This is a genomic window from Crossiella sp. NPDC003009 (genome assembly GCF_053591555.1).
Map to the genome: position 1 here is coordinate 150,281 of NZ_JBSFUA010000011.1, position 23,370 is coordinate 173,650.

The 23,370-nt window shown below is 72.2% G+C and carries 25 protein-coding genes; 16 read left to right on the plus strand and 9 right to left on the minus strand.

Going from position 1 to position 23,370, the window contains the following annotated elements:
• Positions 1-9 precede the first annotated feature (9 nt).
• Complete coding sequence (locus tag ACWDY5_RS15200; protein WP_449722808.1) at positions 10-465, plus strand: Lrp/AsnC family transcriptional regulator; 456 nt, start codon at positions 10-12, stop codon at positions 463-465.
• Here ACWDY5_RS15200 and ACWDY5_RS15205 read toward each other — a convergent pair.
• Complete coding sequence (locus ACWDY5_RS15205) at positions 460-1,290, minus strand: SDR family oxidoreductase (protein ID WP_449722809.1); 831 nt, start codon at positions 1,288-1,290, stop codon at positions 460-462. The two genes, ACWDY5_RS15200 and ACWDY5_RS15205, sit on opposite strands and share 6 nt — an antisense overlap.
• A gap of 110 nt (positions 1,291-1,400) precedes the next feature.
• Here ACWDY5_RS15205 and ACWDY5_RS15210 point away from each other — a divergent pair, with 110 nt between their 5' ends.
• Positions 1,401-1,952, plus strand: a complete 552-nt coding sequence (locus ACWDY5_RS15210; protein WP_449722810.1) for a TetR family transcriptional regulator — start codon at positions 1,401-1,403, stop codon at positions 1,950-1,952.
• Position 1,953: 1 nt separating this feature from the next.
• Here the strand turns inward: ACWDY5_RS15210 and ACWDY5_RS15215 are convergent, their stop codons facing one another.
• Both ACWDY5_RS15215 and ACWDY5_RS15220 read right to left on the minus strand, forming a co-directional pair.
• Positions 1,954-2,862 (minus strand): NADP-dependent oxidoreductase, encoded by a 909-nt coding sequence (locus ACWDY5_RS15215; RefSeq protein WP_449722903.1) that lies wholly within the window; start codon positions 2,860-2,862, stop codon positions 1,954-1,956.
• Between the two features lie 49 nt (positions 2,863-2,911).
• On the minus strand, positions 2,912-3,889 hold the full coding sequence (locus tag ACWDY5_RS15220) for a helix-turn-helix domain-containing protein (protein WP_449722811.1): 978 nt from the start codon (positions 3,887-3,889) through the stop codon (positions 2,912-2,914).
• 84 nt (positions 3,890-3,973) lie between these two features.
• Here ACWDY5_RS15220 and ACWDY5_RS15225 point away from each other — a divergent pair, with 84 nt between their 5' ends.
• The 9 genes from ACWDY5_RS15225 to ACWDY5_RS15265 all read left to right on the plus strand — a co-directional run bounded on the left by ACWDY5_RS15225 (position 3,974) and on the right by ACWDY5_RS15265 (position 14,280).
• A complete protein-coding gene (locus tag ACWDY5_RS15225) occupies positions 3,974-4,837 on the plus strand; it encodes an NAD(P)-dependent oxidoreductase (protein ID WP_449722812.1) in 864 nt (287 codons plus the stop codon).
• 1 nt (position 4,838) lies between these two features.
• Positions 4,839-5,432, plus strand: a complete 594-nt coding sequence (locus ACWDY5_RS15230) for a DinB family protein (protein ID WP_449722813.1) — start codon at positions 4,839-4,841, stop codon at positions 5,430-5,432.
• Between the two features lie 37 nt (positions 5,433-5,469).
• Entirely contained in the window at positions 5,470-6,360 is an 891-nt protein-coding gene (locus ACWDY5_RS15235; RefSeq protein WP_449722814.1) for a GNAT family N-acetyltransferase, read from the plus strand.
• A gap of 57 nt (positions 6,361-6,417) precedes the next feature.
• Entirely contained in the window at positions 6,418-7,587 is a 1,170-nt protein-coding gene (locus tag ACWDY5_RS15240) for an FAD-dependent monooxygenase (RefSeq protein ID WP_449722815.1), read from the plus strand.
• A 190-nt stretch (positions 7,588-7,777) separates the two neighbouring features.
• Positions 7,778-8,914, plus strand: a complete 1,137-nt coding sequence (locus ACWDY5_RS15245) for a GNAT family N-acetyltransferase (protein ID WP_449722816.1) — start codon at positions 7,778-7,780, stop codon at positions 8,912-8,914.
• The gene (locus tag ACWDY5_RS15250) at positions 8,911-10,077 is read left to right on the plus strand and encodes a LuxE/PaaK family acyltransferase (protein WP_449722817.1); all 1,167 of its coding nucleotides are present in this window, start codon (positions 8,911-8,913) and stop codon (positions 10,075-10,077) included. Before ACWDY5_RS15245 ends, ACWDY5_RS15250 begins: the two co-directional genes overlap by 4 nt.
• Positions 10,074-12,596: an acyl-CoA reductase gene (locus ACWDY5_RS15255; RefSeq protein ID WP_449722818.1), complete on the plus strand. Its 2,523-nt coding sequence runs from the start codon at positions 10,074-10,076 to the stop codon at positions 12,594-12,596. The genes ACWDY5_RS15250 and ACWDY5_RS15255 overlap by 4 nt, the downstream gene beginning before the upstream one ends.
• Before the next feature lie 87 nt (positions 12,597-12,683).
• Positions 12,684-13,091 (plus strand): hypothetical protein, encoded by a 408-nt coding sequence (locus ACWDY5_RS15260; RefSeq protein WP_449722819.1) that lies wholly within the window; start codon positions 12,684-12,686, stop codon positions 13,089-13,091.
• 100 nt (positions 13,092-13,191) lie between these two features.
• The gene (locus ACWDY5_RS15265; RefSeq protein ID WP_449722820.1) at positions 13,192-14,280 is read left to right on the plus strand and encodes a hypothetical protein; all 1,089 of its coding nucleotides are present in this window, start codon (positions 13,192-13,194) and stop codon (positions 14,278-14,280) included.
• Here ACWDY5_RS15265 and ACWDY5_RS15270 read toward each other — a convergent pair.
• Entirely contained in the window at positions 14,273-14,905 is a 633-nt protein-coding gene (locus tag ACWDY5_RS15270; RefSeq protein ID WP_449722821.1) for an NAD(P)-dependent oxidoreductase, read from the minus strand. The two genes, ACWDY5_RS15265 and ACWDY5_RS15270, sit on opposite strands and share 8 nt — an antisense overlap.
• Positions 14,906-15,005: 100 nt before the next feature.
• Between ACWDY5_RS15270 and ACWDY5_RS15275 the strand changes: the two genes are divergently transcribed.
• Together ACWDY5_RS15275 and ACWDY5_RS15280 are read left to right on the plus strand one after the other, a co-directional pair.
• The gene (locus ACWDY5_RS15275) at positions 15,006-15,377 is read left to right on the plus strand and encodes a winged helix-turn-helix transcriptional regulator (protein ID WP_449722822.1); all 372 of its coding nucleotides are present in this window, start codon (positions 15,006-15,008) and stop codon (positions 15,375-15,377) included.
• A complete protein-coding gene (locus tag ACWDY5_RS15280) occupies positions 15,374-15,658 on the plus strand; it encodes a hypothetical protein (protein WP_449722823.1) in 285 nt (94 codons plus the stop codon). Before ACWDY5_RS15275 ends, ACWDY5_RS15280 begins: the two co-directional genes overlap by 4 nt.
• 11 nt (positions 15,659-15,669) lie before the next feature.
• Here ACWDY5_RS15280 and ACWDY5_RS15285 read toward each other — a convergent pair whose 3' ends face one another.
• Positions 15,670-16,920: a phenylacetate--CoA ligase family protein gene (locus tag ACWDY5_RS15285; protein WP_449722824.1), complete on the minus strand. Its 1,251-nt coding sequence runs from the start codon at positions 16,918-16,920 to the stop codon at positions 15,670-15,672.
• An 85-nt stretch (positions 16,921-17,005) separates the two neighbouring features.
• On the minus strand, positions 17,006-17,764 hold the full coding sequence (locus ACWDY5_RS15290; RefSeq protein ID WP_449722825.1) for a class I SAM-dependent methyltransferase: 759 nt from the start codon (positions 17,762-17,764) through the stop codon (positions 17,006-17,008).
• A 79-nt stretch (positions 17,765-17,843) separates the two neighbouring features.
• Between ACWDY5_RS15290 and ACWDY5_RS15295 the strand changes: the two genes are divergently transcribed.
• Positions 17,844-18,734, plus strand: a complete 891-nt coding sequence (locus ACWDY5_RS15295; protein ID WP_449722826.1) for a winged helix-turn-helix transcriptional regulator — start codon at positions 17,844-17,846, stop codon at positions 18,732-18,734.
• Positions 18,712-19,404, plus strand: coding sequence for an alpha/beta fold hydrolase (locus tag ACWDY5_RS15300; protein ID WP_449722827.1), 693 nt, complete (start codon positions 18,712-18,714; stop codon positions 19,402-19,404). Before ACWDY5_RS15295 ends, ACWDY5_RS15300 begins: the two co-directional genes overlap by 23 nt.
• Here ACWDY5_RS15300 and ACWDY5_RS15305 read toward each other — a convergent pair.
• Together ACWDY5_RS15305 and ACWDY5_RS15310 are read right to left on the minus strand one after the other, a co-directional pair.
• On the minus strand, positions 19,401-20,267 hold the full coding sequence (locus ACWDY5_RS15305; RefSeq protein ID WP_449722828.1) for an alpha/beta fold hydrolase: 867 nt from the start codon (positions 20,265-20,267) through the stop codon (positions 19,401-19,403). The two genes, ACWDY5_RS15300 and ACWDY5_RS15305, sit on opposite strands and share 4 nt — an antisense overlap.
• A 487-nt stretch (positions 20,268-20,754) precedes the next feature.
• Complete coding sequence (locus tag ACWDY5_RS15310; protein WP_449722904.1) at positions 20,755-21,585, minus strand: MBL fold metallo-hydrolase; 831 nt, start codon at positions 21,583-21,585, stop codon at positions 20,755-20,757.
• An 84-nt stretch (positions 21,586-21,669) separates the two neighbouring features.
• Between ACWDY5_RS15310 and ACWDY5_RS15315 the strand changes: the two genes are divergently transcribed.
• The gene (locus ACWDY5_RS15315; protein ID WP_449722829.1) at positions 21,670-22,287 is read left to right on the plus strand and encodes an ABATE domain-containing protein; all 618 of its coding nucleotides are present in this window, start codon (positions 21,670-21,672) and stop codon (positions 22,285-22,287) included.
• A 76-nt stretch (positions 22,288-22,363) separates the two neighbouring features.
• On the opposite strand, the gene ACWDY5_RS15320 is transcribed toward ACWDY5_RS15315, so the two are convergent.
• Positions 22,364-23,278: an SDR family oxidoreductase gene (locus tag ACWDY5_RS15320; protein ID WP_449722830.1), complete on the minus strand. Its 915-nt coding sequence runs from the start codon at positions 23,276-23,278 to the stop codon at positions 22,364-22,366.
• Positions 23,279-23,370 lie beyond the last annotated feature (92 nt).

Genomic DNA, 23,370 nt, shown 5'->3' on the forward strand with positions numbered 1-23,370 from the left:
ATCTTCTCCGTGGACGCGGTTGATCGGCAGATTCTTGCGGTGTTGCAGGCGGAGGGGCGGTTGACGCTCACCGAGCTGGCCCAGCGGGTGCGGTTGAGCGTCTCGCCCTGTCACCGGCGGCTGCGGGCGCTGGAGCGGGACGGCACCATCCGCGGCTACCGGGCGGTGGTGGACCCCGCGGCGCTGGGCCTGACCTTCGAGGCGCTGGTGTTCGTGACGATGCACCAGGAGGACCGGGAGACCCTGCTGGCCTTCGAGGCCGCGGTGGCGGAGATCCCGAACGTCCTGCTGGCGCAACGTCTTTTTGGTGATCCGGACTACCTGCTGCGCATCGTCACCGCCGACCTGGCCGCCTACCAGCAGCTGGAGGACGACGTGCTTTCCGCGCTGCCGGGGGTGCAGCGGCTGAACTCGACGCTGGTGATGAAGCGGGTGGTCGACGAGCGGCCGCTGCCCGCCTCATGAGCTGACCGCGCGGGCCAGGTCCTGCTGCTGCTCGGCCTGGGCCAGGCGGGCCGCCAGTGCGGTGGTGACCGCCTGGTAGGCGTCGGCGCCGAGCAGCAGGCGGGCCGGCGGGTGCTCGGCGGTGGCGGCGTCGATGATCGCCTCGACCATCTTGGCCGGATCGGCGAAGGGGTAGCCGCCGGGGTCGGCCAGCATCGCTCGGAGCCCGGCGACCGGGCCGTCGGCGTAGGCGGGCAGCGGGTCGGCCACGATCATGCCGGTGGTGACGAACTCGGTGGCGGCGCCGCCCGGTTCCACCAGGGTGGTGTGGATGCCGAACGGGGCAACCTCCTGGGCGAGGCTCTCGTAGAAGCCCTCGATACCCCACTTGCTCGCGTGGTAGAGGCTGGAGCCGGCGATGGCCATCTGCCCGCCCATGCTGGACAGCTGCACCAGGTGGCCGCCGCCCTGGGCGCGCAGGTGCGGCAGCACGGCGCGGGCCAGCTGGATGGAGCCGAGCAGGTTGGTCTCGAGCTGGCGGGTGACCTGCTCGTCGGTGAACTCCTCGGTCGCGCCGAGCACGCCGTGACCCGCGTTGCTGACCACCACGTCGATCCGGCCCAGCTCGGCGAAGGCGGCGTGCACCACGCTGCGCAGCTCGGCGGTGTCGGTGACGTCCAGGCGGCGCACCCACAGGTGGTCGCGGTGGGCGGCGGCGAGCTCGTCGAGCTGTTCGGGGCGGCGCAGGGTGGCCGCGACCCGGTCGCCGCGCTTGAGCAGGGCTTCGGTGAGCAGGCGGCCGAAGCCGGTGGAGGTGCCGGTGATGAACCAGGTGCGGGGAGCCATGAGGACCTCTTCAAAGTGCGTATCTAACTGGGTAGTTACAGAAAAGCACGCCACCCCGGGACCTGTCTATAACTGGTTAGTTACCCCAGTTCACCGGGTATGCTCCCGCCATGCCACCGGACTCCACCGCGACCAAGGCCCGCCTGCTGGAGGCGGCCACGGCCGAGTTCACCCGCTACGGCATCGCCGGGGCGCGGGTGGACCGGATCGCGGAGCAGGCCAAGGCCAACAAGCGGCTGCTCTACGTCTACTTCGGCAACAAGGACGAGCTGTTCGACCTCGTGCTGGCCCGCTCCACCGCGGTCATCTCCGACCTGGTCCCCTTCACCCCCGATGACCTGCCCGGCTACGCGGTCGGCCTGTTCGACGCGCTGCTGGCCAACCCGGATGTGCTGCGGCTCAACGCCTGGCGGCAGCTGGAACGCCCGATGACCGCCGAGGAGCGCACCGCGGAGCTGGCCTACAAGCAGCAACCCCTCGCTGAGGCGGACCTGGCCACCGGGCTGGATCCGGAGGACCTGCTGATCCTGGTGATCGGGCTGGCATTGGCCTGGTTCACCCACTTCGGCGCGCCGTCGGCAGGGGATGAGGCCGAGGCGGCGCGGGTCGCCCGGCACCGGGAGGCGATCCGGGAGGCCGTGCGCCGCCTCGTCACCGGCTGAGTCAGCCGACGATCAGCACCACCTTGCCGCGGCCGTGCCCGGTGGCCACCTCGCGGTGCGCGTCCTGGATCTCGTGCAGCGAGTACGTCCGGCGCACCGGGAACTTCAGCTTGCCCTCGGCGTAGAGCTGGGCCAGTCCGGCCAGCCGCTCCGCGGACCTGGTGCCGTTGACCAGCTGAACTCCCAGGTCAGCCGCTCGGTCGTGGTCAACAAGGGTGACGATCTTCGCCGGTGCCACCAAGGCCAGGGACAGGTCCAGTGCCGCTCCCCCAGCTCCGTCCAGCACCGCGTCCACGCCGCCGGGGGCGAGCTGGTGGATGCGGTCGGCCAGGCCCTCGCCGTAGATCACCGGGGTCGCGCCGAGGGAGCGCAGGTAGTCCTGGTTGACCGGGCTGGCGGTGCCGATCACCTTCGCGCCGCGCAGCTGGGCCAGCTGGACCGCGGCGGTGCCCACCGAACCGGCCGCGGCGTGCACCAGCAGGGTCTGGCCCGGCTTGAGGTCGAGCTGGTCCAGGGCCAGGGTGGCGGTCTGGGTGCCCGCGGTGAAGCCGCCGGCGACCTCCCAGGGCATCTCCGGTGGTTTGGGGGTGACCGCGTCCGCGCCGACCACGACGTACTCGGCCTGGGCGTTGAGCACGGAGAAGCCCAGCACCTCCGCGCCGGCCTCGATCGTGTCGACCTGCTCCCCCACCGCGTCGACCACCCCGGCGAACTCGTTGCCCAGCGGCTGGGGGAAGTCCACCGAGCCGTAGGGCGGGGTCCAGCCGCCGCGCACCGCGAGGTCGAAGGGCTGGATCCCGGCCGCGCGCACCCGCACCCGGACCTGGCCGGGCCCCGGTTCCGGGATCGGCAGCTCCACCACGTCCAGGACCTCGATGCCGCCGAACCTGGTGGCCGCGGCGGCCCGCATCGTTTCTGTTGTCATGACAGGGAGTTCACTACCTCTGGTTAGGTGGAGGTCAAGCGGTGTAGGCGCGGCGGTAGTCGGTGGGCGCGATGCCCAGGTGCGCGGTGAAGTGCCGCCGCAGGTTGGCCCCGCTGCCCAGGCCGCAGCGCTCGCCGACCTGCTCGACGGAGAGCGCGGTGGTCTCCAGCAGGGCCTGGGCGTGCGCGAGGCGCTGGCCGAGCAGCCATTGCAGCGGGGTGGTGCCGGTGGCCTCGTGCAGGCGGCGGAAGAAGGTGCGCTGGCTCAGGCCGGCCCGCCGGGCGAGCTGGGCCACGGTCAGCGGGCGGTGCAGGTTGCGGGTGGCCCACTCCAGCACCGGCGCGATGCTGTCGTCGTCGGTCTCCGGCACGTGCCGGGTGACGAACTGGGCCTGCCCGCCGGTGCGGTGCGCGGGCACGCAGAGCTGGCGGGCGAGCTGGTTGGCCACGTGCGCGCCGAGGTCCTGGCGCACCAGGTACAGGCACAGGTCCAGTCCGGCGGCCGCGCCCGCGCTGGTCAGGATCTGGCCCTCGTCGATGTAGAGCACCGAGTCGTCCACGTGAACCTTCGGGTAGCGGCGGGCGAGCTCGGCGGTGTAGTTCCAGTGCGCGGTGGCGCGGCGGCCGTCCAGCAGCCCGGCCTCGGCCAGCACGAAGGCCCCGTTGCACAGCGCGGCGATCCGCGCCCCGGCCGCGGCGGCCTCCTGGAGTTCCTTGACCAGCAACGGATCCAGGGGTTCGGTGCCGTGCAGCACGGCCTCGGGCACCGAGGGCACGATGATGGTGTCCGCGCCGCGCAGGCCCTCCAGGCCGTGTTCGGGGTGCAGCACAAAACCGTGCTCGGCCCTGGGCAGGTCGGGGCGCATGCCGCACAGGCGGGTGCGGTACCAGGGATCGGCCAGGTCGGGGTGGTCCACGCCGAAGACCACGCAGGCCAGGCCGACCTCGTAGACGTCCCACAGCGAGGGCGCCTCGTCCTCGGCCACCACGATGGCCACGGTGCCGGTGCTCATGCCCGGCAGCCTATGGCAGTAATCGTGCGGATGTCGGCATTTCTGCCACTGTTGATCTACGCGTGCAGGGTTGAGGCTGGTCATGTGACTGAATACGACGTGACCGTGCTGGGCCTGGGCCAGATGGGCTCGGCGCTGGCCGCCGCCCTGCTGCGCGCGGGCCACCGCACCGCGGTGTGGAACCGCACCGCCGCCAAGACCGCCGCACTGACCGCCGAGGGCGCGCACGCCGCGGCCACCGCCACCCTGGCCCAGGCCGCCAGCCCGGTGGTCATCGCCTGCGTGCTGGACTACCCGGCCCTGCACGAGATCCTGGACCCCGCGGCGCTGGCCGGGCGCACCCTGGTCAACCTCACCTCCGGCTCCCCCGAGCAGGCCCGCGAGACCGCCAAGTGGGCCGCCGGCCACGGCATCGGCTACCTCGACGGCGGGATCATGATCACCCCGCCGGGCATCGGCAACCCGGAGTCCATGCTGCTCTACAGCGGTTCCCGGACCGCCTTCACCTCGGCGGAGAAGCTGCTGGCGGCCTTCGGCGAGGCGATCCACCTCGGCGAGGACCCCGGGGTGGCCTCGCTCTACGACACCGCGCTGCTGGGCATGATGTGGTCGACCATGACCGGCTGGCTGCACGCCGCCGCCCTGGTCACCGCGGATGGGGCCACCGCGGCGGAGTTCACCCCGCTGGCCATCCGCTGGCTGGGCGATGTCAACGGCTTCATCCGCGCCTACGTGCCACAGGTCGACCAGCGCGCCTACCCGGGCTTCGACGCCACCATCGACGTGCAGCTGGCCACCATCGAGCACCTGGTGCACGCCAGCCAGGTGCGCGGGGTGGACGCCGCGCTGCCCGAGCTGCTGCGCGACTACGCGGCCCGCGCGGTCGCGCAGGGGCATGGCGGCGATGGCTGGGCGCGGGTCATCGAGCTGCTGCGCAAGGCGGCCTGACGTGCGCTGGCCAACCCTGCTCGACACCGCCGCCAACGACAGCTTCGAGGCGCTGACCACGGTCGCGGACGCGGACTGGACCCGCCGAGCCGACGGCCTGGACTGGTCCTGCCGCACCACCCTGGACCACCTGGTGGAGGGCCTGCTCTGCTACACCGCCCAGCTCGGCACCGGGGCCGCCGACAGCTGGACCGCGCTGCTCGGCGGTCTGCGGCCCGATGCGCCGATCCGGGACTGCCTGGCCGGTGTCCGGGCCGCTGCCGCGCTGCTGTCGGCCGCGGTCCGGCACGCCGCTCCGGCCGATCGCGGCTGGCACCCGTGGGGTGTGGCGGACGCGGCCGGGTTCGCCGCGATGGGCGTGGTCGAGCTGACCGTGCACACCGGCGACCTGACCCGCGCGCTCGGTGTGCACTGGCGGCCTGATCCCGAGGTGTGCGCGGCGGCGGCGGACCGGCTGTTCCCCGAGGCGCCCGCGGGTGATCCGGTGGCGGTGCTGCTGTGGTGCACCGGGCGCGGGGAGCTACCAGGGCACCCGCGGCGACGGAGCTGGCAGTGGCGGGGCGGCGTCCCGGACAGGTCGAGATCGGGTAACTAATTCGCCTTCCCGGCCGGCGAGGCACTTCACTGACCCGATGCATGGCTTCCAGGTGGCACGTCCCGGCTCCGCCGATGTCGCGGAGATCCTCGCGCTGGTGCACGCCAGCGACATCGCCGCGGTCGGGTTCGCCGACTTCGACGCCTCCGAGGTGGTCGCCGCACTCGGTGAGTCCTGGGTGGTGCGCGACCGGGACGGCCTGGCCGTGGGCTGGGGCTACCTCGATCCGCCCAGCGCGGCGGCCGAGGAGGTCTGCTGCGAGGCCTACGCCCGCCCCGGCGCGGACCCGGCCGTCCAGGCCGAGCTGGTCCGGCTGCTGCTGGACCAGCTCGCCGAGCGCGCCCCGGTGACCGCCAGGTCGGCCGCGACGCCCGGCGAGACGGCCTACATCCGGGTGCTGGAGCAGGCGGGTTTTGCCTTCGAGCGGCAGCACGCGCGGATGACCCGGCCGCTGACCGGTGACGAGCAGCGGCCGGATCCGGTGCCCGGCTACACCCTGCGCAGGCTGAACTCCGGCGAGCTGGTGGAGTGTCACGAGGTGCTGCGCGCCGCCTTCGCCGGCACCGCCCAGACCTTCCCCGCCACCCTCGGCGAGTTCGCGGACACCCCGGGCATCCGGTGGGCGGAGGCCCTGGTCGCCGAGGCCGACAGCGGTGACCTGGCCGGGGTGATGGTGTCCTCCGGGCAGTCGCTGGACAGCGAGGAGGGCTGGGTGAAGTGGCTCGGCGTGCTGCCCGCGCACCGCGGCCGCGGCCTGGGCAAGGCGCTGCTGGCCGGTGCCTTCGCCGGGTACGCCGAGCAGGGCCTGGGCAAGGCCGGGCTCGGCGTGCACACCACCAACCCGACCGGGGCCTACCGGCTCTACGAGTCGCTCGGCATGACCCCGGCCTACCTGACCAACATCTACCGGCGGGTCGTCACCAGCTGACCAGCACCGTCAGCGCGTGGTGCGCGGCCGGTCAGCGGGTCCGGCCAGGCTGCGCCCATGACCAACCGCAACGTGCTCATCTCCGGCGCCAGCGTCGCCGGTCCCGCGCTGGCCTTCTGGCTGCGCCGCTACGGCTTCAACCCCACCGTGGTCGAACGCGCCCCCGCCCTGCGCGAGGGCGGCTTCGCCGTCGACTTCCGCGGCCCGGTGCACCTGGAGGTGTTGCGCCGCATGGACATCCTGGACGCGGTGCGCGCGAAGCAGACCGACGCAGGCGACATGCTCGTGGTGGACCGGGATGGGCGGCAGCTGGCCGGGCTGCCCGCGTTCTTCACCGCCGGTGAGGTGGAGATCCTGCGCGGGGACCTCTCCCGGATCATCTACGACCGCACCAAGGACGAGGTCGAGTACGTCTTCGGCGACTCGATCAGCTCGCTCACCGAGACCCCCGACGGGGTGGAGGTCACCTTCGAGCGCGGCGCGCCGCGGACCTTCGACCTGGTGATCGGCGCGGACGGGCTGCACTCCACCGTGCGCAGGCTGACCTTCGGCGAGGAGTCGCAGTTCCTGCGGCACCTGGGCTACTACGTGTGCGGGTTCTCCACGCCCGGCCACCCCGGCCTGGACAACCACAACCGGCTCTACAACGAGCCCGGCCGGGGCGCCTCGCTGGGCGGCATCGAGTCGGGCACGCTGCTGGTCTTCGCCAGCGACCCGCTGGAGTACGACCGGCGGGACCCCCAGCAGCAGATGAAGATCGTCGAGCGGACCTACGCCGGGATGGGCTGGCAGACCTCGAAGATCATCGACGCGATGTGGGAGGCGCCGGACTTCTACTTCGACTCGATCAGCCAGGTGCACATCGACCGGCTCTCCAGCGGCCGGATCGCGCTGCTCGGCGATGCCGGGTACGGGGCGACCTGCGGCGGGCTGGGCACCGGGCTGGCCATCGTGTGCGCGCACGTGCTGGCCGGGGAGCTGCTGGCCGCCGACGGCGACCACCGGGTGGCCTTCCGGCGGTACGAGGAGATCATCCGCGGGTACGCCACCGGCTGCCAGAAAACCTCGGACAACGCCGGGCCGTTCCTGGCCCCGCGCACCGCCTTCGGGATCCGGCGGCGCAACCTGATGTACAAGGCGCTCAGCTCCCCCCGGCTTAGTTCTTTCTTTAACAAACTCACCACGAAGGCGGCTTCTGGACTGCGGCTTCCTGACTATCCGCGTTGACCTGCTTCCCACACCTCGCACCAATTACGACATACGGTGGGATCGCGTTGTGAGCCTGATCGCCTCGTCAGGACATCTGCGCTGGTCAGCTCTTTATCAAAGAAGTCTCAAGGCCCTGCGGGGGCTAGCCTTTGGAATCGCTCCGGTCGACGTCTCAGTCCCGGCCGCATTCCATGAGAAGGAGACTTGAGTGGGGCCTGTGTTCGAACGGGCGAGTCTGGACGACATCGACGAGTTACTCCGGCTCTACCGCCGGGTCTACGGCCGCGCCTACGCGCTGCCGCTGGGCACCGACCCGCAGGTGATGGCCGCCGAGATCACCTCCGACCGCACCAGCTGGCTGGTCGCCAGGGAGCGGGGTGAGCTGGTGGCCTCCATCGTGGGCAACGTCGAGCCTGCTGACCGCCTCGGCAAGATGCAGGGACTGGTGGTGCACCCCGAGCACCGCGGTGGCGGGGTGGCGCAGCAGGCGGTCAGCTCACTGGCCGAGCTGATCCTCTCCGACGGGCGCGCGGACTCCGTCTACGGCACCGCGCGCACCACCTCCACCGCCCCGCAGCGGATCTGCCTGCGCAGCGGGTTCAAGGCGCTGGGCATCTTCCCGAACCTGCGCAAGGCCGCCCGGCACGAGACCATGGTGCTGCTGGCCCGCCACCAGGAGGGCGTGCTGGAGCAGCGGCACCCAGTGGAGCGGGTCCCGGCCAGCCTCGGTCCGCTGCTGGCGGCGGTCGAGCAGGTCGTGGGCCTGCCCACCCGGCCGGAGCTGGTGCCCGATGTGGAGGTGCCGGTCCAGCGCGGGGAGTCCCCGCCCGCGGAGGTCGAGCTGATCAGCGCGCCGAGGTTCGTGCTGCGCCGCTACAACGACCAGCTGACCAACCCCGGCCGCCGCTTCTACCCCTTCCACACCCCGAACGTGCTGCTGGCCGCCGCCGACGGCTCCTACGAGGTGTTCGCGCACCTGTCCGGCAGCGACGGCTACTGCACGCTGATCGGCGCCAACCCGGACGCGATGGCGGTGGCCCGGCACCTGGACCTGCTCATCTCCCAGCTCAACGACTACGGCGCCTTCTACATCGAGACCCTGGTGCCGCTGCGCGCCTTCGACGAGCTGGGCCAGCTGCTCGCGCACGGCTTCCTGCCGGCCGCGGCCTACCCGGCGATGCGCAGGGACGGCGAACTGTTCCAGGACTACGTGGTGATGGCCCGCACCATGCAGCCGCTGGACTTCCGCGGCCTGGCCATCGACGCGGCGTTCCAGCCGTTCACCGAGCAGTACATCGAAGCCTGGAAACAGATGTATCTCAACACACGCGGGGTGTTCCGGTGAGTTCCTACCTCGGACCGGTCACGGTCCCCGACCCGGCCGCGCTGGCCTCGGTGCAGCGGCTGTGCGACCTGGCCGTCCCCTACGCCGCGGGCGCGGAAGCCGACGAGCTGTTCGTGGCGGCGATGAACGAGTCCAACGCCTGGCATGCCGCGCGCTCGCCGTTCTTCGACTCGCTGTGGCAGAGCAAGGGCCGCCCCCAGCTGGAGTCCATTGTGGACATTCAGCGGCAGCCGTTCGTGCACGCCAACTTCTTCAAGATGCACGAGGTCGTCTCCATCCCGCGCGAGCAGGTCAAGCTGCACGTGACCTCCTCGGGCACCACGGGCCAGAAGTCGCAGATGTTCTTCGACGAGTGGACCCTGCGCGCCGGGCAGCGGATGGTGGCCCGCATCTTCGACCACTACGGCTGGATCGACGACAGCCGCGCGGTGGACTACCTGATCTACACCTACCAGCCCAGGCCCGGGTTGAACCTGGGCGCCTCCTTCACCGACAACTACCTGTGCGACTTCGCCCCGGTCAACCGGGTCGAGCACGCGCTGCCCAGCACCGGCACCGGCCACGAGTTCGACGCCTTCGGCGCGATCCGCTCGCTGCTGCGCTCGGCCTCCGACGGCGTCCCGGTGCGCATCCTGGGCTTCCCCGCCTTCCTGTCCTTCACCCTGGACCGGATGCGCAACATGGGCATGAAGCCGATCCAGCTGGACCCGGCCTCGCTGGTGGTCTTCGGCGGCGGCTGGAAGGGCAACGCGGACAAGCAGGTCAGCAAGCCCGAGCTCTACGGCAAGATCGCCGACCAGCTGGGCATCCCGGACGAGCGGATCCGGGACGGCTTCGGCTCGGTGGAGCACTCGGTGCCCTACATGGAATGCGCGCGGCACAACATGCACGTGCCGGTGTGGTCCCGGGTGCTGATCCGCTCGGTGCGCGAGCTGGCCCCGCTGGGCTACGGCGAACCGGGCTACCTGCAGTTCGTCTCCCCGTTCATCACCTCCGCGCCCGCGCAGAGCGTGCTGATGGGCGACCTGGCCTCGCTGCACGCCCCCGAGGAATGCGGCTGCGGCGCGCCGACGCCGTGGTTCAAGATCCTCGGGCGCGCGGGGTTGAGCCGCAACAAGAGCTGTGCCATCGCCGCCGCCGAACTGCTGAAGGAAAAGTCGTGAACCAGCACTACTGGCAGGGCGAGTGGGTCGAGGACGCCGAAGCGGACCGCCGCCTGGACACCCTTGAGGAGCTGACCCAGCAGGTGCTCGGCGGTGAGCCGCTGAGCCCGCTGCTGGTGCTGGCCGCCGCGGAGAAGGTGGTCGCCCAGCTCCGCGACGCCGAGAGCCCGGTGCGCCGCAGGCTGGCCGACCGGCTCGCCGCCTGGCAGGTGCCAGCCGCCGAGATCGAGGCCACGCTGACCCAGCTCACCGGTGCGCTGAGCCGGGAAACCTTGGAGCGCAAGGTCGTTCGGGAGCTGGGCGGGATCGACCCCGGCCGGCTGACCCGGTTCGACTTCCGGCAGGAGATCTTCGAGGCTTGGGCCCCGGTCGGGCTGCTCGCGCACATCGCGCCCGGCAACGCGCCCGCCGCCGGGGCGATGAGCGGCCTGGAAGGGCTGCTGTCCGGCAACCTCAACGTGATCAAGACCAGCGGGGACGACTCGCGGTTCACCGCCGAGCTGCTGGCCGCGCTCGCCGAGGCGGACCCGACCGGGCAGATCGCGCGCCGGGTGATCGTGCTGCACTACTCCTCGGCCCGCAAGGACTGGCTGGAGCGGATGTGCGCGCCCGCGGACGCGGTGGCCGCCTGGGGCGGCGAGGAAGCCCTCGCCGGGGTGGCCTCGGTGCTGCGGCCGGGTTGCCGCCTGGTGGACTGGGGACCGAAGCTGTCCTTCGCCTACCTCACCGCCGCGACCTGGAATGACGAGGACACGCTGCGCGCGGTGGCCGGGGATGTGTGCCTGCTCGACCAGCAGGCCTGCTCCAGCCCGCAGGTGATCTACCTCGACACCGAGGACGACAGCGAGGTCTTCGCCTTCGCCGAGCGCTTCGCCGCGGTGCTGGCCGAGACCGTGGCCAAGACCGAGACCCGCGAGCCCAGCGACCCGGAATGGGCCGAGATCACCAACACCGTGCTGGTCACCCAGCTGGAGGAGCACCTCGGCCTGACCAAGGTGCACGCCGCCGAGGACGGGTCCTGGCGGGTGCTGGCCGACACCCGCTCCGCGCTGCGCGCCTCCCCGCTGTACCGCACGGTGTGGGTGAAGTCCTTGTCCCGCAACAAGATCGCGCAGGTGCTGCGGCCGATGCGCCGATACCTGCAAACCGTGGGCCTCGGCGCGGACCGCGAGGAGGTGGCGGTGCTGACCCGTGCGCTGATCGGCGCGGGCGTGCAGCGGATCACCATGCCGGGGCGGATGCTGGGCAGCTACGACGGCGAGCCGCACGACGGGGTCTACGCGCTGCAGCGCTACAGCCGCCGGGTGGACGTGCAGCTGGACGAGCGGTTCACCGGGCACGCCTGCCTGGATGACCTGGTCTCCTCCCGGCCGCTGCCGCCGCCGGCGGTGCCGGTGACCACCAAGGCCCGCTTCGACGAGCTGCAGACCGACCTGAGCCGGGCCGAGGTGTTCTTCCGTAGCGGCGGCACCACTGGCGAGCCGAAGCTCTCGGCGTTCAGCTGGGCCGACTACGACGAGCACATGCGGCACGGCGCGGAGGGCCTGCTGGCCGCCGGGCTGGACCCGCGGACCGACCGCACCATGAACCTGTTCTTCGGCGGCCAGCTCTACGGCGGGTTCCTGAGCTTCTTCTCCGCGGTGGAACGCCTCGGCGCGGTGCAGTTCCCGATGGCGGGCCAGCAGAACCTGCACGACCTGGTGGCCAAGTCCATTGTGGACAACCGGGTGGACACCCTGCTCGGCATGCCCAGCTACCTGCTGCGCCTGTTCGACGAGTCCGGGGACACGCTGCGGAACTACCGGGGCGTGCGCAAGATCTTCTACGGCGGCGAGCACTTCAGCGAGCAGCAACGGCGCTGGCTCACCGAGGAGTTCGGCGTCGAGGTCATCCGCAGCGCCGCCTACGGCAGCGTGGACGGCGGCCCGCTGGGCTACCAGTGCCCGGAGTCCCCGGCCAGGGTGCACCACCTGTTCGCGGGCATCCAGACCCTGGAGATCCTGGACCGGGAACAGGACCGCCCAGTCGGCCCCGGCGAGACCGGCCGCCTGGTCTTCACCGCGCACACCCGCCGCGGCCAGCGCCTGGACCGCTACGAGATCGGCGACCTGGGCCGCTGGCTGGCCGAAGACTGCCCGTGCGGCCGCCAGACGCCCAGGTTCGAGCTGCTGGGCCGCTCCGGCGACGTCTTCCGCAGCGGCGGCCACTTCCTCAACTACCGCCGCTTCGTCGCGGTGGCCGCCGAGGCCTTCGCCTACGCAGGCGACCTCCAGCTGGTGCTGGCCGAGGAGGGCGAGCGGGAAAGCCTGACCATCCGGCTGGAACAGGGCAGGACGCCCCTGGCCGCCGAGGCGGTGCGGGCGGAGTTTCTGGAGCGCTACCCGGAGCTGATGGTCACCGCGGTCCGCGACGGGCTGGTGCACCTGCACGTGCAGCTAGCTGATCCCGGGGTCTTCGACCGGACCGGGGCCAGCGGCAAGCTGGTCGCGGTGGTCGACCGGCGCGCTCGCAACAGCTGAGCGCGCGAGGACAGCGGCGGACCGGAACCCCGAGCCCGGTCCGCCCTGTCCCCCCTGGATGTCAGGTCTGACACCTACCCTGCACTCATGAACGCACGCCTCAATGCCCTGCTCGGGCTCTGGCGCTCCCGCGGCCGCACCGTGGACGAGCGGCCGATCGAGATCATCGGCACCGACGACTACCAGTGGTTCCCCGGTGAGCGGTTCCTGGTGCACCGGGTGGACGTGCGGGTGGGCGGGGAGCACGTGCAGGTGCTGGAGATGATCGGCCCGCACGACCCGGCCACCGACAGCTACCCGATGCGCGCCTTCGACAACCAGGGCGTGTTCAGCGAGATGACCGCGACCGTGGACGCCGGCGGAGTGTGGACCTTCGCCGGTCCGGACACAAAAGCGACGCTGCGGATCGGCGAGAACACCATGGCCGCCACCTGGGAGCGCCTGGTGGACGGGGAGTGGACGCACTGGATGGACATGGGCTTCACCAGGGCCTGACCGGCGCTGCGTCAACGGCAGACTCACAGCCGGCTCACAACTTCCTGACAACTCACCCCTACCGTCGGTGACGGCCACCCGCCCGCCGAAGGGAAACCCCGTGCCCGTGCACACCGCCGCCGTCTCCGCCACCGCCGCGCTGCTGATCGCGCTGTCCCCGGCGCTGTCCCAGGCCGAGGCCGAGGGCAGCGGGATCGGCACGGTGGCCTACGACCTGGGCCGGGCGGCCTTCCGCACCCCGGCCATGCCGGAGCCCCTGGAGCTGACCGCGGTGGTGCACTATCCGGTGCGGCGCAGCGCCCGGCCCGCGCCGGTGGTGCTGATGTTGCACGGTTCCTGGCACTCCTGCGCCGACAACGCCGAGTGGCCGTGCCAGAGCTCCGCGCCGATGCCCAGCCACCGCGGCTACGACTACCTCGGCCGGGCGCTGGCCCAGCGCGGGATCATCGCGGTCTCCGTCGCGGCCAACGCGGTGGAGGGCCAGTGGAACAAGCTTGGCGCCACCGGCCCAGACCGGCCCATGCAGCCCTACCAGGCGCGCGCGGACCTGATCAACAAGCACCTGGCGATGTGGCAGCGGCTGGCCGCCACCGGCGAGGGCGAGCTGGCCGGGCGGTTCACCGATCCGGACACCGGCGCGCCCCGCGAGGTCGACTTCCGCGGCCGCGCCGACCTGAGCCGGGTGGGCACCCTCGGCCACTCCAGGGGCGGCAAGGCGGTGATGTGGCAGGCGGCCGACCGCGAGCGCGGCAAGGTGCCGGCCGGGGTGCGGGTGCGGGCGGTGCTGCCGGTGGCTCCGGTGTACTTCCCGTTGGTGGAGGGCGATGTCAGCGACGGGCTGGTGACCACGGCGCCGGTGCGGGTCCTGGTCAGCACCTGTGACGGCGCGATCGGCGAGGCCGGCCGCGGCTACGTCCGGGACGCGCTGGCCGCCGGGACCAGGTTCCCGGTCTCGGCCAGCACGTACCGCGGCGGCAACCACAACTTCTTCAACACCCAGTGGTCACCGGAGAGCGGCCAGCAGCACGCCTACGACGACGCCCCCGGCAAGGACGAGGACCCGCCGCTGCCCGCCGGTCACTGCCGCCAGCCCCAGGACGGCGAGGTGGTGCGGCAGCTGACCGAACGGGAACAGCGGGACCGGGCGACCGACGAGGTGGTCAAGTTCTTCACCCACGCGCTCAGGTGAGCGGGTGGACCGCGACCTGCCTGCCGTGGTGGCGCGGGGTCTCGATCTCCTCGACGACCGCGGCGGCGAAGTCCACCCCGGAGAGCGCGCCTTCCGGTCGCGGCCAGCCAGGGGTGACAAAACCGCCGTCGGCGCGGTGGCCGGTGCGCCCGGCGGCGAAGTCGAACTCGCCGATCGGGCTGAGCACCAGCCAGTCCAGGCCCGGCGACCCGGCCAGCACCGCCGAGCCGGCCGCGTGCCCGAGGCAGAACGGCCGGTACTCATCGGGGAACTCCGGCGAGTCCAGCAACCGGACCCCCGGCGCGGACTCCAGCAGCACCGCGATACCCAGCACCAGCACCCGGACCCCTGGCACGGCGGCCAGTGCGCGGGCGGCGGCGGGGTAGAACTCGGCCGGGTCGGCGCTGACGTCGTAGACGGTGCTGACCGCTACCTCGTGGCCGGGCACCAGCGCGGCCACGGAGTCCGGGTCGGTGACGTCCCCGGCAACCACCCGGCCGGGCAGGTCGGGGTGCCGGGCCGGGTTGCGCACCACCGAGGTCACCTGGTGGCCGCGGGCCAGCGCCTCGGCGGCCACCAGTCGCCCGACCCGGCCGCCCGCACCAAAAATGATGATCTTGCTCATGTCTGCCCCAGTTCGTCCGCACCGTGCCGATCACGGCTCTGAGCTGGACGGTATCCACGGCATACTTGTTACTTCAAAGGTACTTGGTTACCGTCCGAGCGTGCCCGAGCCGCTGCCGCCCGACCTGTTCGACCCGGCCTGCCCGTCCAGCGCGCTGCCCTTCCGGATCGGCGACAAGTGGACCGCGATGGTCATCCGCTGCCTGGAGCACGGGCCGCGCCGCTTCACCGAGCTGCGGGTGCCGATGGCGCGGGTGACGCCGAAGGTGCTCACCGAGACGCTGCGCGCGATGGAGCGCGACGGCATGCTGACCCGCACCCACCACCCGGAGATCCCGCCGAGGGTGGAGTACGAGCTGACCGAGCTGGGCCGCTCGCTGCTGGGCCTGCTGGACTCCTGCTGCGCGTGGGCCGAGACGCATCTGCCGCAGGTGCTGGCCGCACGCGAGAAGCACGAACAGGCCTCGGCGTGACCGAGATCCGCTGGCGTTCCTTCCGGGAGAGCTGGACCGACCACCTGGGCCGGGTGTGGACCAGGGTGAAGCCGCGTCAGCTCTCGGCCAGGCAGGCGCGCCCGTTCGCGCTGCGGGAGTCCACGCTGGTGGCGCTGGAGTCGACGGATCCGGACCTGGTCTGGCTGGAGCTGCCCGCACGGCGGGAGTTCTGGGCCACGCGGGCTGAGTCCGGGTATCGCTTCAGCAGGTGGCGCGCGGACACCGGCGAGCTGCTGCTGCTGATCACCGAGGAGTGCTAGGCCTTGCCGGTTTAGGCACCGCGCTCGTCGAGCAGCCGGACCAGCTTGCCGGTGCGCGGGTTGACCGTGAGCCCGTTCGTGCCTGCCCATTCCACCGCCAGCGGCTGGATCAGGCCGCGCCGGACGTGGTCGGCGAACATCGGCCGCGCCTCGTCCAGCCGGGCCGCGATCGCCCCGGCCAGCTCCGCCTGGCCGGTGACCGCGCCGCCCAGGCGCAGCACCAGCTGGTCCTTGGCCTCCTTGCGCCGCAACACCACCTGGATGCCGGTGATGGACTGCCCGGCCGCCGCACCCTCCACAATGGACCGCAGGTCGTCGAGGTAGACGGTCACCGGGCCGACCCTGGCGCCCTCGTCGGAACGGCCCAGCAGCCGGAAGGTGCCCGACTCGACCTCGGTCCACTCGGCCAGGTCGCCCACCGGGTAACGCAGCACCGGCTGCAGGGTGCGCACCAGGTCGGTCACCACCACCCGGCCGGGGCGGCCCGGTTCGGTGATCGGCTCGCCGGAGTCGATGTCCAGGATCTCCATGATCCGCCCGGGGAAGACCCGGTGGATGCGGGCGTCCTGCTCACCGGCGACCGGGCCGCCGAGGATGCCGCCGTCCACGCTGGCGTAGCCGATGGAGCGGACCTCGGCATTCGGGAAGGCCGCGCCGATGAGCGCGCGCTGGTCGCCGTAGAAGGCCTCGCCGCTGAAGAGCACGATCCGCACCAGCGGCAGCTCCCCGACGGTGTCGGCCACGTGCTGGGCCAGCTGGCACAGCGAGGTGGGCGGCGCGGCCAGCACCGTCGCCCCGAACTCCGCCAGGGTGTTCGCGACGAAGTCCAGGGGCGCGGAACCGGCGATGGGCAGCTGCACGGTGTCCACCGGCGCGTCCTGCAGGGTGTTGAGGGTGAAGATGAAGCTGGAGTACAGCTCCCCGGCGTAGAACAGGTTCGCCACCCGGTCCCCGTCGACCAGGCCGGCCCCGGCCAGGCCGGTGGAGAAGGTCTCGCTCATCTCCCGCCACTCCGCGCGGGTGTAGACCGAGACCCGCGGCGCGCTGGTGGTGCCGCCGGTCTTGAACACCAGCCCACCGCGGTGCTCACCGGTGTGCAACCTGTTGTCCCGCAACGTGTTCGCCGCCCAGTAGCCGGCGTGGTCCACAATGGGCAGCTCGGCCAGCTCCGGGTTCTCCGGCAGGTGCGCGTAGAGGTCCCGGTAGTACGGGGAGTTCTCGCGGACGAACCGGATCAGCGCGGGGAGGGTCGAGGCAGCCACCCGTCGAGGCTAGCTTCACCCGTTCGGACTTTTCCCAGCTCGGGCGGGGGCTGTGCGCCGGGACACCCGGTGAGTTGGATCTCCCCTAACCGGAGACCACCAGCCGCAGCGCGGAGTCGTACTCCGGCTGGGTGCGCAGGTGCCCGAACCGGCGGTCCCACTCCCCCGACTCCAGATCGGCGGTCAGCTTGGCCACGAACCGCGCCTCGGCCTCGGCTCCGACGAAGCCCCAGCCGGACTGGGCGCGCCGCACCGCGGGGTCCAGGAAGCGTTCCGGGCGGCCGTAGAAGGCGTCGGTGATGCCGTCCACGCAGTCCAGCTGCACCGGCACCGGGGTGACCGTGGCGCCGCCGAGCACCTCGACGATGTGCTCGATGGGTTGGTAGCGCTGGCCTTCGGCGGCGACCACCTCCGGCGCGTACTCGGCGAACCAGCCCTGGCTCAGCGCCTCGCCGTCCATGCACAGGATGACCACCCGGCCGCGGCTGACCCGGCGCATCTCGCGCAGGCCGCGGTCGGCGTCGGACCACTGGTGCACGGTGACGGTGGCCATGGCCGCGTCCACGCTGTGGTCATCCAGCGGCAGTTCCTCGGCGATGCCGTTGATCGCCGGGGCCAGCTGCGGCGGTCGCTGGGCGCGCATCGCGGCGGCGGGTTCGACCGCGATCACGTGCCGGTCCACCGGTTCGTAAGAGCCCGCGCCCGCGCCGACGTTGACCACGGTGCGGGCCTCGCCGAGGGCGGCGTGCACCAGGGCGGCGATGCGCGGGTCGGTGCGGCGGTGCTGGGCGTAGCCGGCGCCGTGGGTCTCGTAGTCGAAGTCGCCTGCCGGTCTCGTGCGCATGTCGCTCCCCAGGATCGCGTGAGTTCCTTCAAGGAACGCACTATGCTGGGCGCCGCGGCCCGCGGTCAAGGAGGTGACGGTGCGGCGAACGGACCTCTCCGGCGCCGACTGCGCGATCGCCCAGTCCCTGGACGTGGTCGGCGACTGGTGGACCCTGCTGGTGCTGCGCGATGTGGCCAGGGGCGTGCACCGCTTCGACGCGCTGCAGGCCGAGCTGGGCATGTCGCGCAAGGTGCTGGCCGAGCGACTGCGCTGGCTGGTCGAGCACGAGGTGCTGCGCCGCGAGCGCTACCACGACCACCCGCCGCGCCATGAGTACCGGCTCACCGACCGCGGCCGCGGCCTGCTGCCGGTGCTCATCGCCCTGCAGGACTGGGGCTCGACCTGGCTGCTGGGCGACGGCACCCTCTCGGCGACCAGCGACCCGGACTCCGCGGAGTCCCGCCGGGTGCGCGACCTGGTCGGCACCCGGGTCCCGGAGCTGCTGCTGCCCGCCGCGGACAACACCCGCCGCGACCCGGTCGCCGATTCGGCCTACACCGTCCTGTACTTCTTCCCCGGCGCGGGCAACGCCCCACCCGGCTGGGACCGCATCCCCGGCGCGTCCGGCTGCACCCTGGAAGCCTGCGCGTACCGGGACCAGCACTCGGAGTTCGCGGCCAGGGACGCCACCGTGCACGGGGTCTCCACCCAGCGCCCCGACGAGCTGGCCGCCTTCCGCGCCGCGGAGTCGCTGCCCTTCCCGCTGTTCTCCGACGCGGAGCTGAGTCTGGTCGCGGCACTGCGGCTGCCCACCTTCCGCGCGGCCGGGGTGCACCGGCTCAAGCGGCTGACCCTGGTGGTGGACCGGGACCGGGTGGTGCGCGCGGCGCGGTACCCGATCCCGGACCCCGCGGGTTCGGTGGATGAGGTGCTGGCCTTGCTGGACCTGTGGCACTCTGGCGCGGATGCCGCATTTCGAGAGCTATGACGGACTTCGGCTGTCCTACACCACCCTCGGCGAGGGCCCGGCGCTGGTCTGCCTCTCCGGTGGCCCCGGCGCGGACGCCACCAGTCTCGGTGACCTCGGCGGGCTGGCCGGGCACCACACGCTGATCCGGCTGGACGCCAGGGCGGGCGGTGACTCCGAGATCCCGGCCGACCAGGGCAGCTGCGCCTTCACCGAGCAGGTCAAGGACGTCGAGGCCCTGCGCGCCCACCTGGGCCTGCCCGCCATCGACCTGCTCGCGCACTCCGCGGGCACCCTCACCGCCCAGGCCTACGCCGCGGCCGAGCCGGACCGCATCCGGCGGCTGGTGCTCGTCACCCCGGCCGGGCGCGGGGCGCGCGAGCCGGATGAGGACGAGGTGGCCCGGATCAGGGCCAGGGGCGTGCGCACCCAGGAACCGGCGGACAACGGGAATCCGCCGGGCTGGCTGCGCGGGGCCTTCTACGTCGAGCACAAGGCCAAGGCGGTGCCGCACCCGGTGCTGGCGGTGGCCGGGGCCGAGGACGGCATCGCCGGCCTGACCCCGGCGAGGCTGGTCGCCGACCTGCACCCGGCCGGGGTGCTCGCGGTGCTCCCCGGCTGCGGGCACTGGCCGTGGCTGGACGCCCCCGACTCCTTCACCTCGGTCGTCACCGGCTTCCTGGCCGGTTAACCCGCCAGCACCTCGCGCAGCCTCACCGCGAAGGCCTCGGGCTGACCGGCGTAGCCGTGCTCGTCGCCGGCGAAACCGCCGTGGTGGCTGGGGAAGACGGTGGCCTCCTGGCCGAGCAGCTTGGCCATGGCCACCGCGGTGCGCCCGGTGAAGGTGTTCCCGGTCTCCTCGCCCACCGCGATCACCACCCGGGTCGGCGCGGCCTTCAGCGCGTCGATGTCGGGCCGGTAGCTGCTCACCGCCCAGGACCGGTCCGACAGCAGCGGGTCGTCCCGGTTGCCGTCGTCCTCGGTGGGCAGGCCGAACTGGGCCGGGTCGGGCGCGGGCTGGGCGAAGAACTCCTCGGTGAGCTCCCCCTCCCAGGAGGTCATCGCGATGAAGGCGGCCATGCCCGCCCCCCAGCCCTTGGCCAGGTACACATCGCGGAACCAGGCGCGGCCCCGGTCCGCTGCCTCGGCGTCGGGCAGCACGGTGTTCAGCGGCGGCTCGTGCGCCACCAGGGTCAGCACGTCCTGCGGGTAGGCGGTCACCAGGGCGAGTGCGGTGACCGCGCCGCCGCTGCTGGCGAACAGGTCCACCGGCCCGGCACCGAGGGCTTCGATGAGGGCGTGCAGGTCCTCGGCCTGGGTCTCGGGGGTGTGGTCGGTCCGCCCGTCCTTGCGCGTGCTGCGGCCCAGGCCCCGCGGGTCGTAGGCGACCACGGTGCGCTCGGACATCAGCGGGGCCAGGGTGGCGAACCCGCTGGCGTCCATGGGCTGGCCGACCATCAGCAGCGGCGGGCGGCCGTCGGCGGCAGGCAGCGGGCCGTACACGTCGTAGACGAGGTCGGCCTCGGGGGTGCTCAGGGTGTGCGTCTCGGTCATGCCAGTAGAGACTTCCACCGCCGCGAAAACTCATCGCCCGCCACGCCGGTTTCTCAGCGCTCGTGACTCCGCCGCCCACCGCGACCCCCTGGCAACGCCTCTCGGCACATCCACACCGACCTCGCGTGGGTGCAGTCGATGGGTGGCCCGTTGATCGTGATCCCGGCCTCCGCGGTGCGGCGGCGGGGCGGCTGCACGGAAGGCGGGACCAACGACTAGTCCGCGCGGGGAACCGGCAACCGGATCGGCATGGCCGTCCAACTGTGCGCGGTGCCCGCGGCCGCGGCCAACCGGCTCGGTGTGCAGCTGGGCATCCCCTTGGGCGAGCTGGCTGGCTACGGCACGCGGAAGCAGACCCGCTGGAGGCCGTCGACGTGCTGCGCGAGCTCTACGCTCGCGGCGGCCGCAAGGTCCCCGGCACCGCGCCAGTCGCCTTCGTCCCGGCCCGCTGGCGCGGCTACCTCGACGGCGCCACCGCCTACCGCCACTACTGGGAGCTGTGCACGCTGCTCGGGCTGCGGTCCGGGCTCAGGCGCTGCGCCCAGTCCTGGTCCAGGCGGTCGGTCAGGCCCGCGGCGGCGAAGGCTGCCTCCAGCTCGTCGCGGCCCTCGGTGAAGTGGGCCCAGCTGTCGTGGTGGACCGGGACGACGCGGCGGGTGTCAAGAATCCGGGCGGCCTCGGCGGCCTGGGCGCTGTCCAGGACGACCGGTCGGCCGTCGAAGAGCATGGGGAAGCGGGGTGCTCCGGCGAACAGGAGGGCGGTGTCGATCGGGGCGAAGCGGTCGGCGATCTCCCTGACCGCGTCGAGCGAGGCGTTGTCGCCGCTGACGTAGACCGTCGGCAGGCCCTCGCCCGTCAGGACGAAGCCGACGACCTGGCCGGTGAAGGGCTCGATCTCCGCACGCGCGCCGGGGCCGTGGATGGCAGGGACCCCGGTCACAGTGATGGTGCCGCCGCCCGGGCGCTCCAGCTCGGTCGACTCCCAGTCGGCCAGGCCCTTGGCTTTCGCCCCGAGGCGCTTGCCGCCGCCGGGGGTGGTGAGGGTGAGGGGGACCTCGGCGAGCAGGGCGCGGCCGGAGGTGTCGAGGTTGTCGGCGTGCTCGTCGTGGGAGAGCAGGACCACGTCGATGGGGCCGAGGTCGGCGGGTGTGGTGGTGGCGGGGGCGGTCTTGGTCAGGGTCGGGCCACCGGGCGTCGCGTAGTCGCCGGGGCCGTCGAAGGTCGGGTCGGTCAGGAAGCGCAGGCCGCCGTACTCGAACAGGGCGGTCGGACCGCCGAACGTGCGGACCGGGAACTGGTTGCCGTTGAGCTGGGACATCACGTCTCCGTTTCTCACGAAAAAAACCTGCGTTTAACGTGATTCCAGGCTAGGCGGGTATCACGGAAAAATGCAAGCGCTACCATGAGAGGCGTGGATGACACCCTGGCCGCCGACGTGGCATCGACCGCTCTGCCCCCGGCACCGGGTGCCGACCGGTACCGCTCCCTGGACTTCGCCGACACCGCCGCCACCCTGCCCGCCAGCCAGAGCTACGACCTGCTCGCCGCCCCGGAATCCGCCATGCGCTGGCTCGTTGCCCACGACCTGACCACCCCGGACGTGCAGCTGTACGAGGTGTGCGCGCAGCGGATGCGCACGCTGCGCGCACACATCCGCGCCCTGTTCGCCGCCCGCGTCGACACCACCACGCCGCCCGAGGAGTCCCTGCGCGCGGTGAACGAGGCCCTCGCGGCCGTGCCCACCGCCCCCCTCCTCGCCTGGGACGGGGCCCGGGGGCTGCGCCGCATCCAGGCGCACCCCACCGACCAGGCCGTCAACCACGCACTGGCGACCCTCGCCGCCGACGCCGCCGACCTGCTCACCGGTCCCGACGCCGACATCCTCGCCGCCTGCGGAGCAGCCCCCTGCGACCGGTTCCTCCTGCGCACCCACGGCCGGCGCCACTGGTGCTCCACACGCTGCGGCGACCGCGTCCGCGCCGCCCGCGCCTACGCCCGGCGCAGCGGCGCCTCGGACTGACGCACCACCCCCAGGGCCGCGCCAGGAGGCCGGCCCGTGTCTCTACCTGCGGCTCCCGGATGCTGTTGCTGTGCAGTCAGCGGTAGCCCGTGGTGTCGGCGGGCTTGCCCGGGTCCTGCACCTCCACCAGGTACCGCCAGGCATCCGGCTGCGAGCCGTCCAGGTCGGTGAACCCGTACTCCTTGGCCAGGCTGCCCGCGTCCAGGGACTGCTGGTTGTGCCGCGCCACCTGCGGATCGGCGGCCAGCGCGGCGACCGCGCGACCGGCGTAGCGGGTGGTTTCCGAGATCGCGAAGTGCGGGGTCTTGTCCAGGGCGTCCCGCCAGTTCTCCTCGGTGACCCCGTAGGCGTCCAGCATGATCTCCGAACGCAGCCAGCCGGGGGTGAGGGCGAGCGCGGTGCCGCCGTGCGGGCGCAGCTCGTGGCCCAGGGTGAAGGCGAGGCGGTTGCAGGCGGCCTTGGTCAGGTCGAAGTAGGTGTTCACCCGGTAGTTGTCCGCGTTGTAGGCGTTGGTGCCGTCGGTGATCTCGATGACCAGGCCGCCGGGGTGCCGGGTGAGCAGCGGCAGCGCGTGGTGGGCGGTGACCAGGTGGGTGTCGATGGCCAGCCGCAGCATCCGCAGGCCACCGTCGAGGTCGTGCTCCCAGACCGGCTTGTCCCACTCCAGCAGCGAGTTCCCGCCGAAGATCGCATTGACCAGCACGTCCAGCCGGCCCTGCTCGGCCCCGATGCGCTCGATCAGGGCGCGCACCTGCGCGGAGTCCAGGTGGTCGGTGGGCACCACCACCGCGGTGCCGCCCTCGGCCTCGACCATGGCCGCGGTCTGTTCCAGGGTTTCCGGGCGGTTCTCCGGGGAGGTGTGGCCGCCGCCGCTGCGGCCGGAGAGGTAGACGGTGGCACCGGCGGCGCCGAGCTCGATGGCGATGCCCCGACCGGCATTGCGGGTGGCTCCGGTGACCAGGGCGATCTTGCCGTGCAGTGGCTTGCTCATGGCGGTCACCGTGCCAGCGGAAGCTGACACGTTCTGGCAGGTATTGCCGAGCCCGCTTGCGGAAGATTTCTTCTGGAAGATATCTTCCGAAA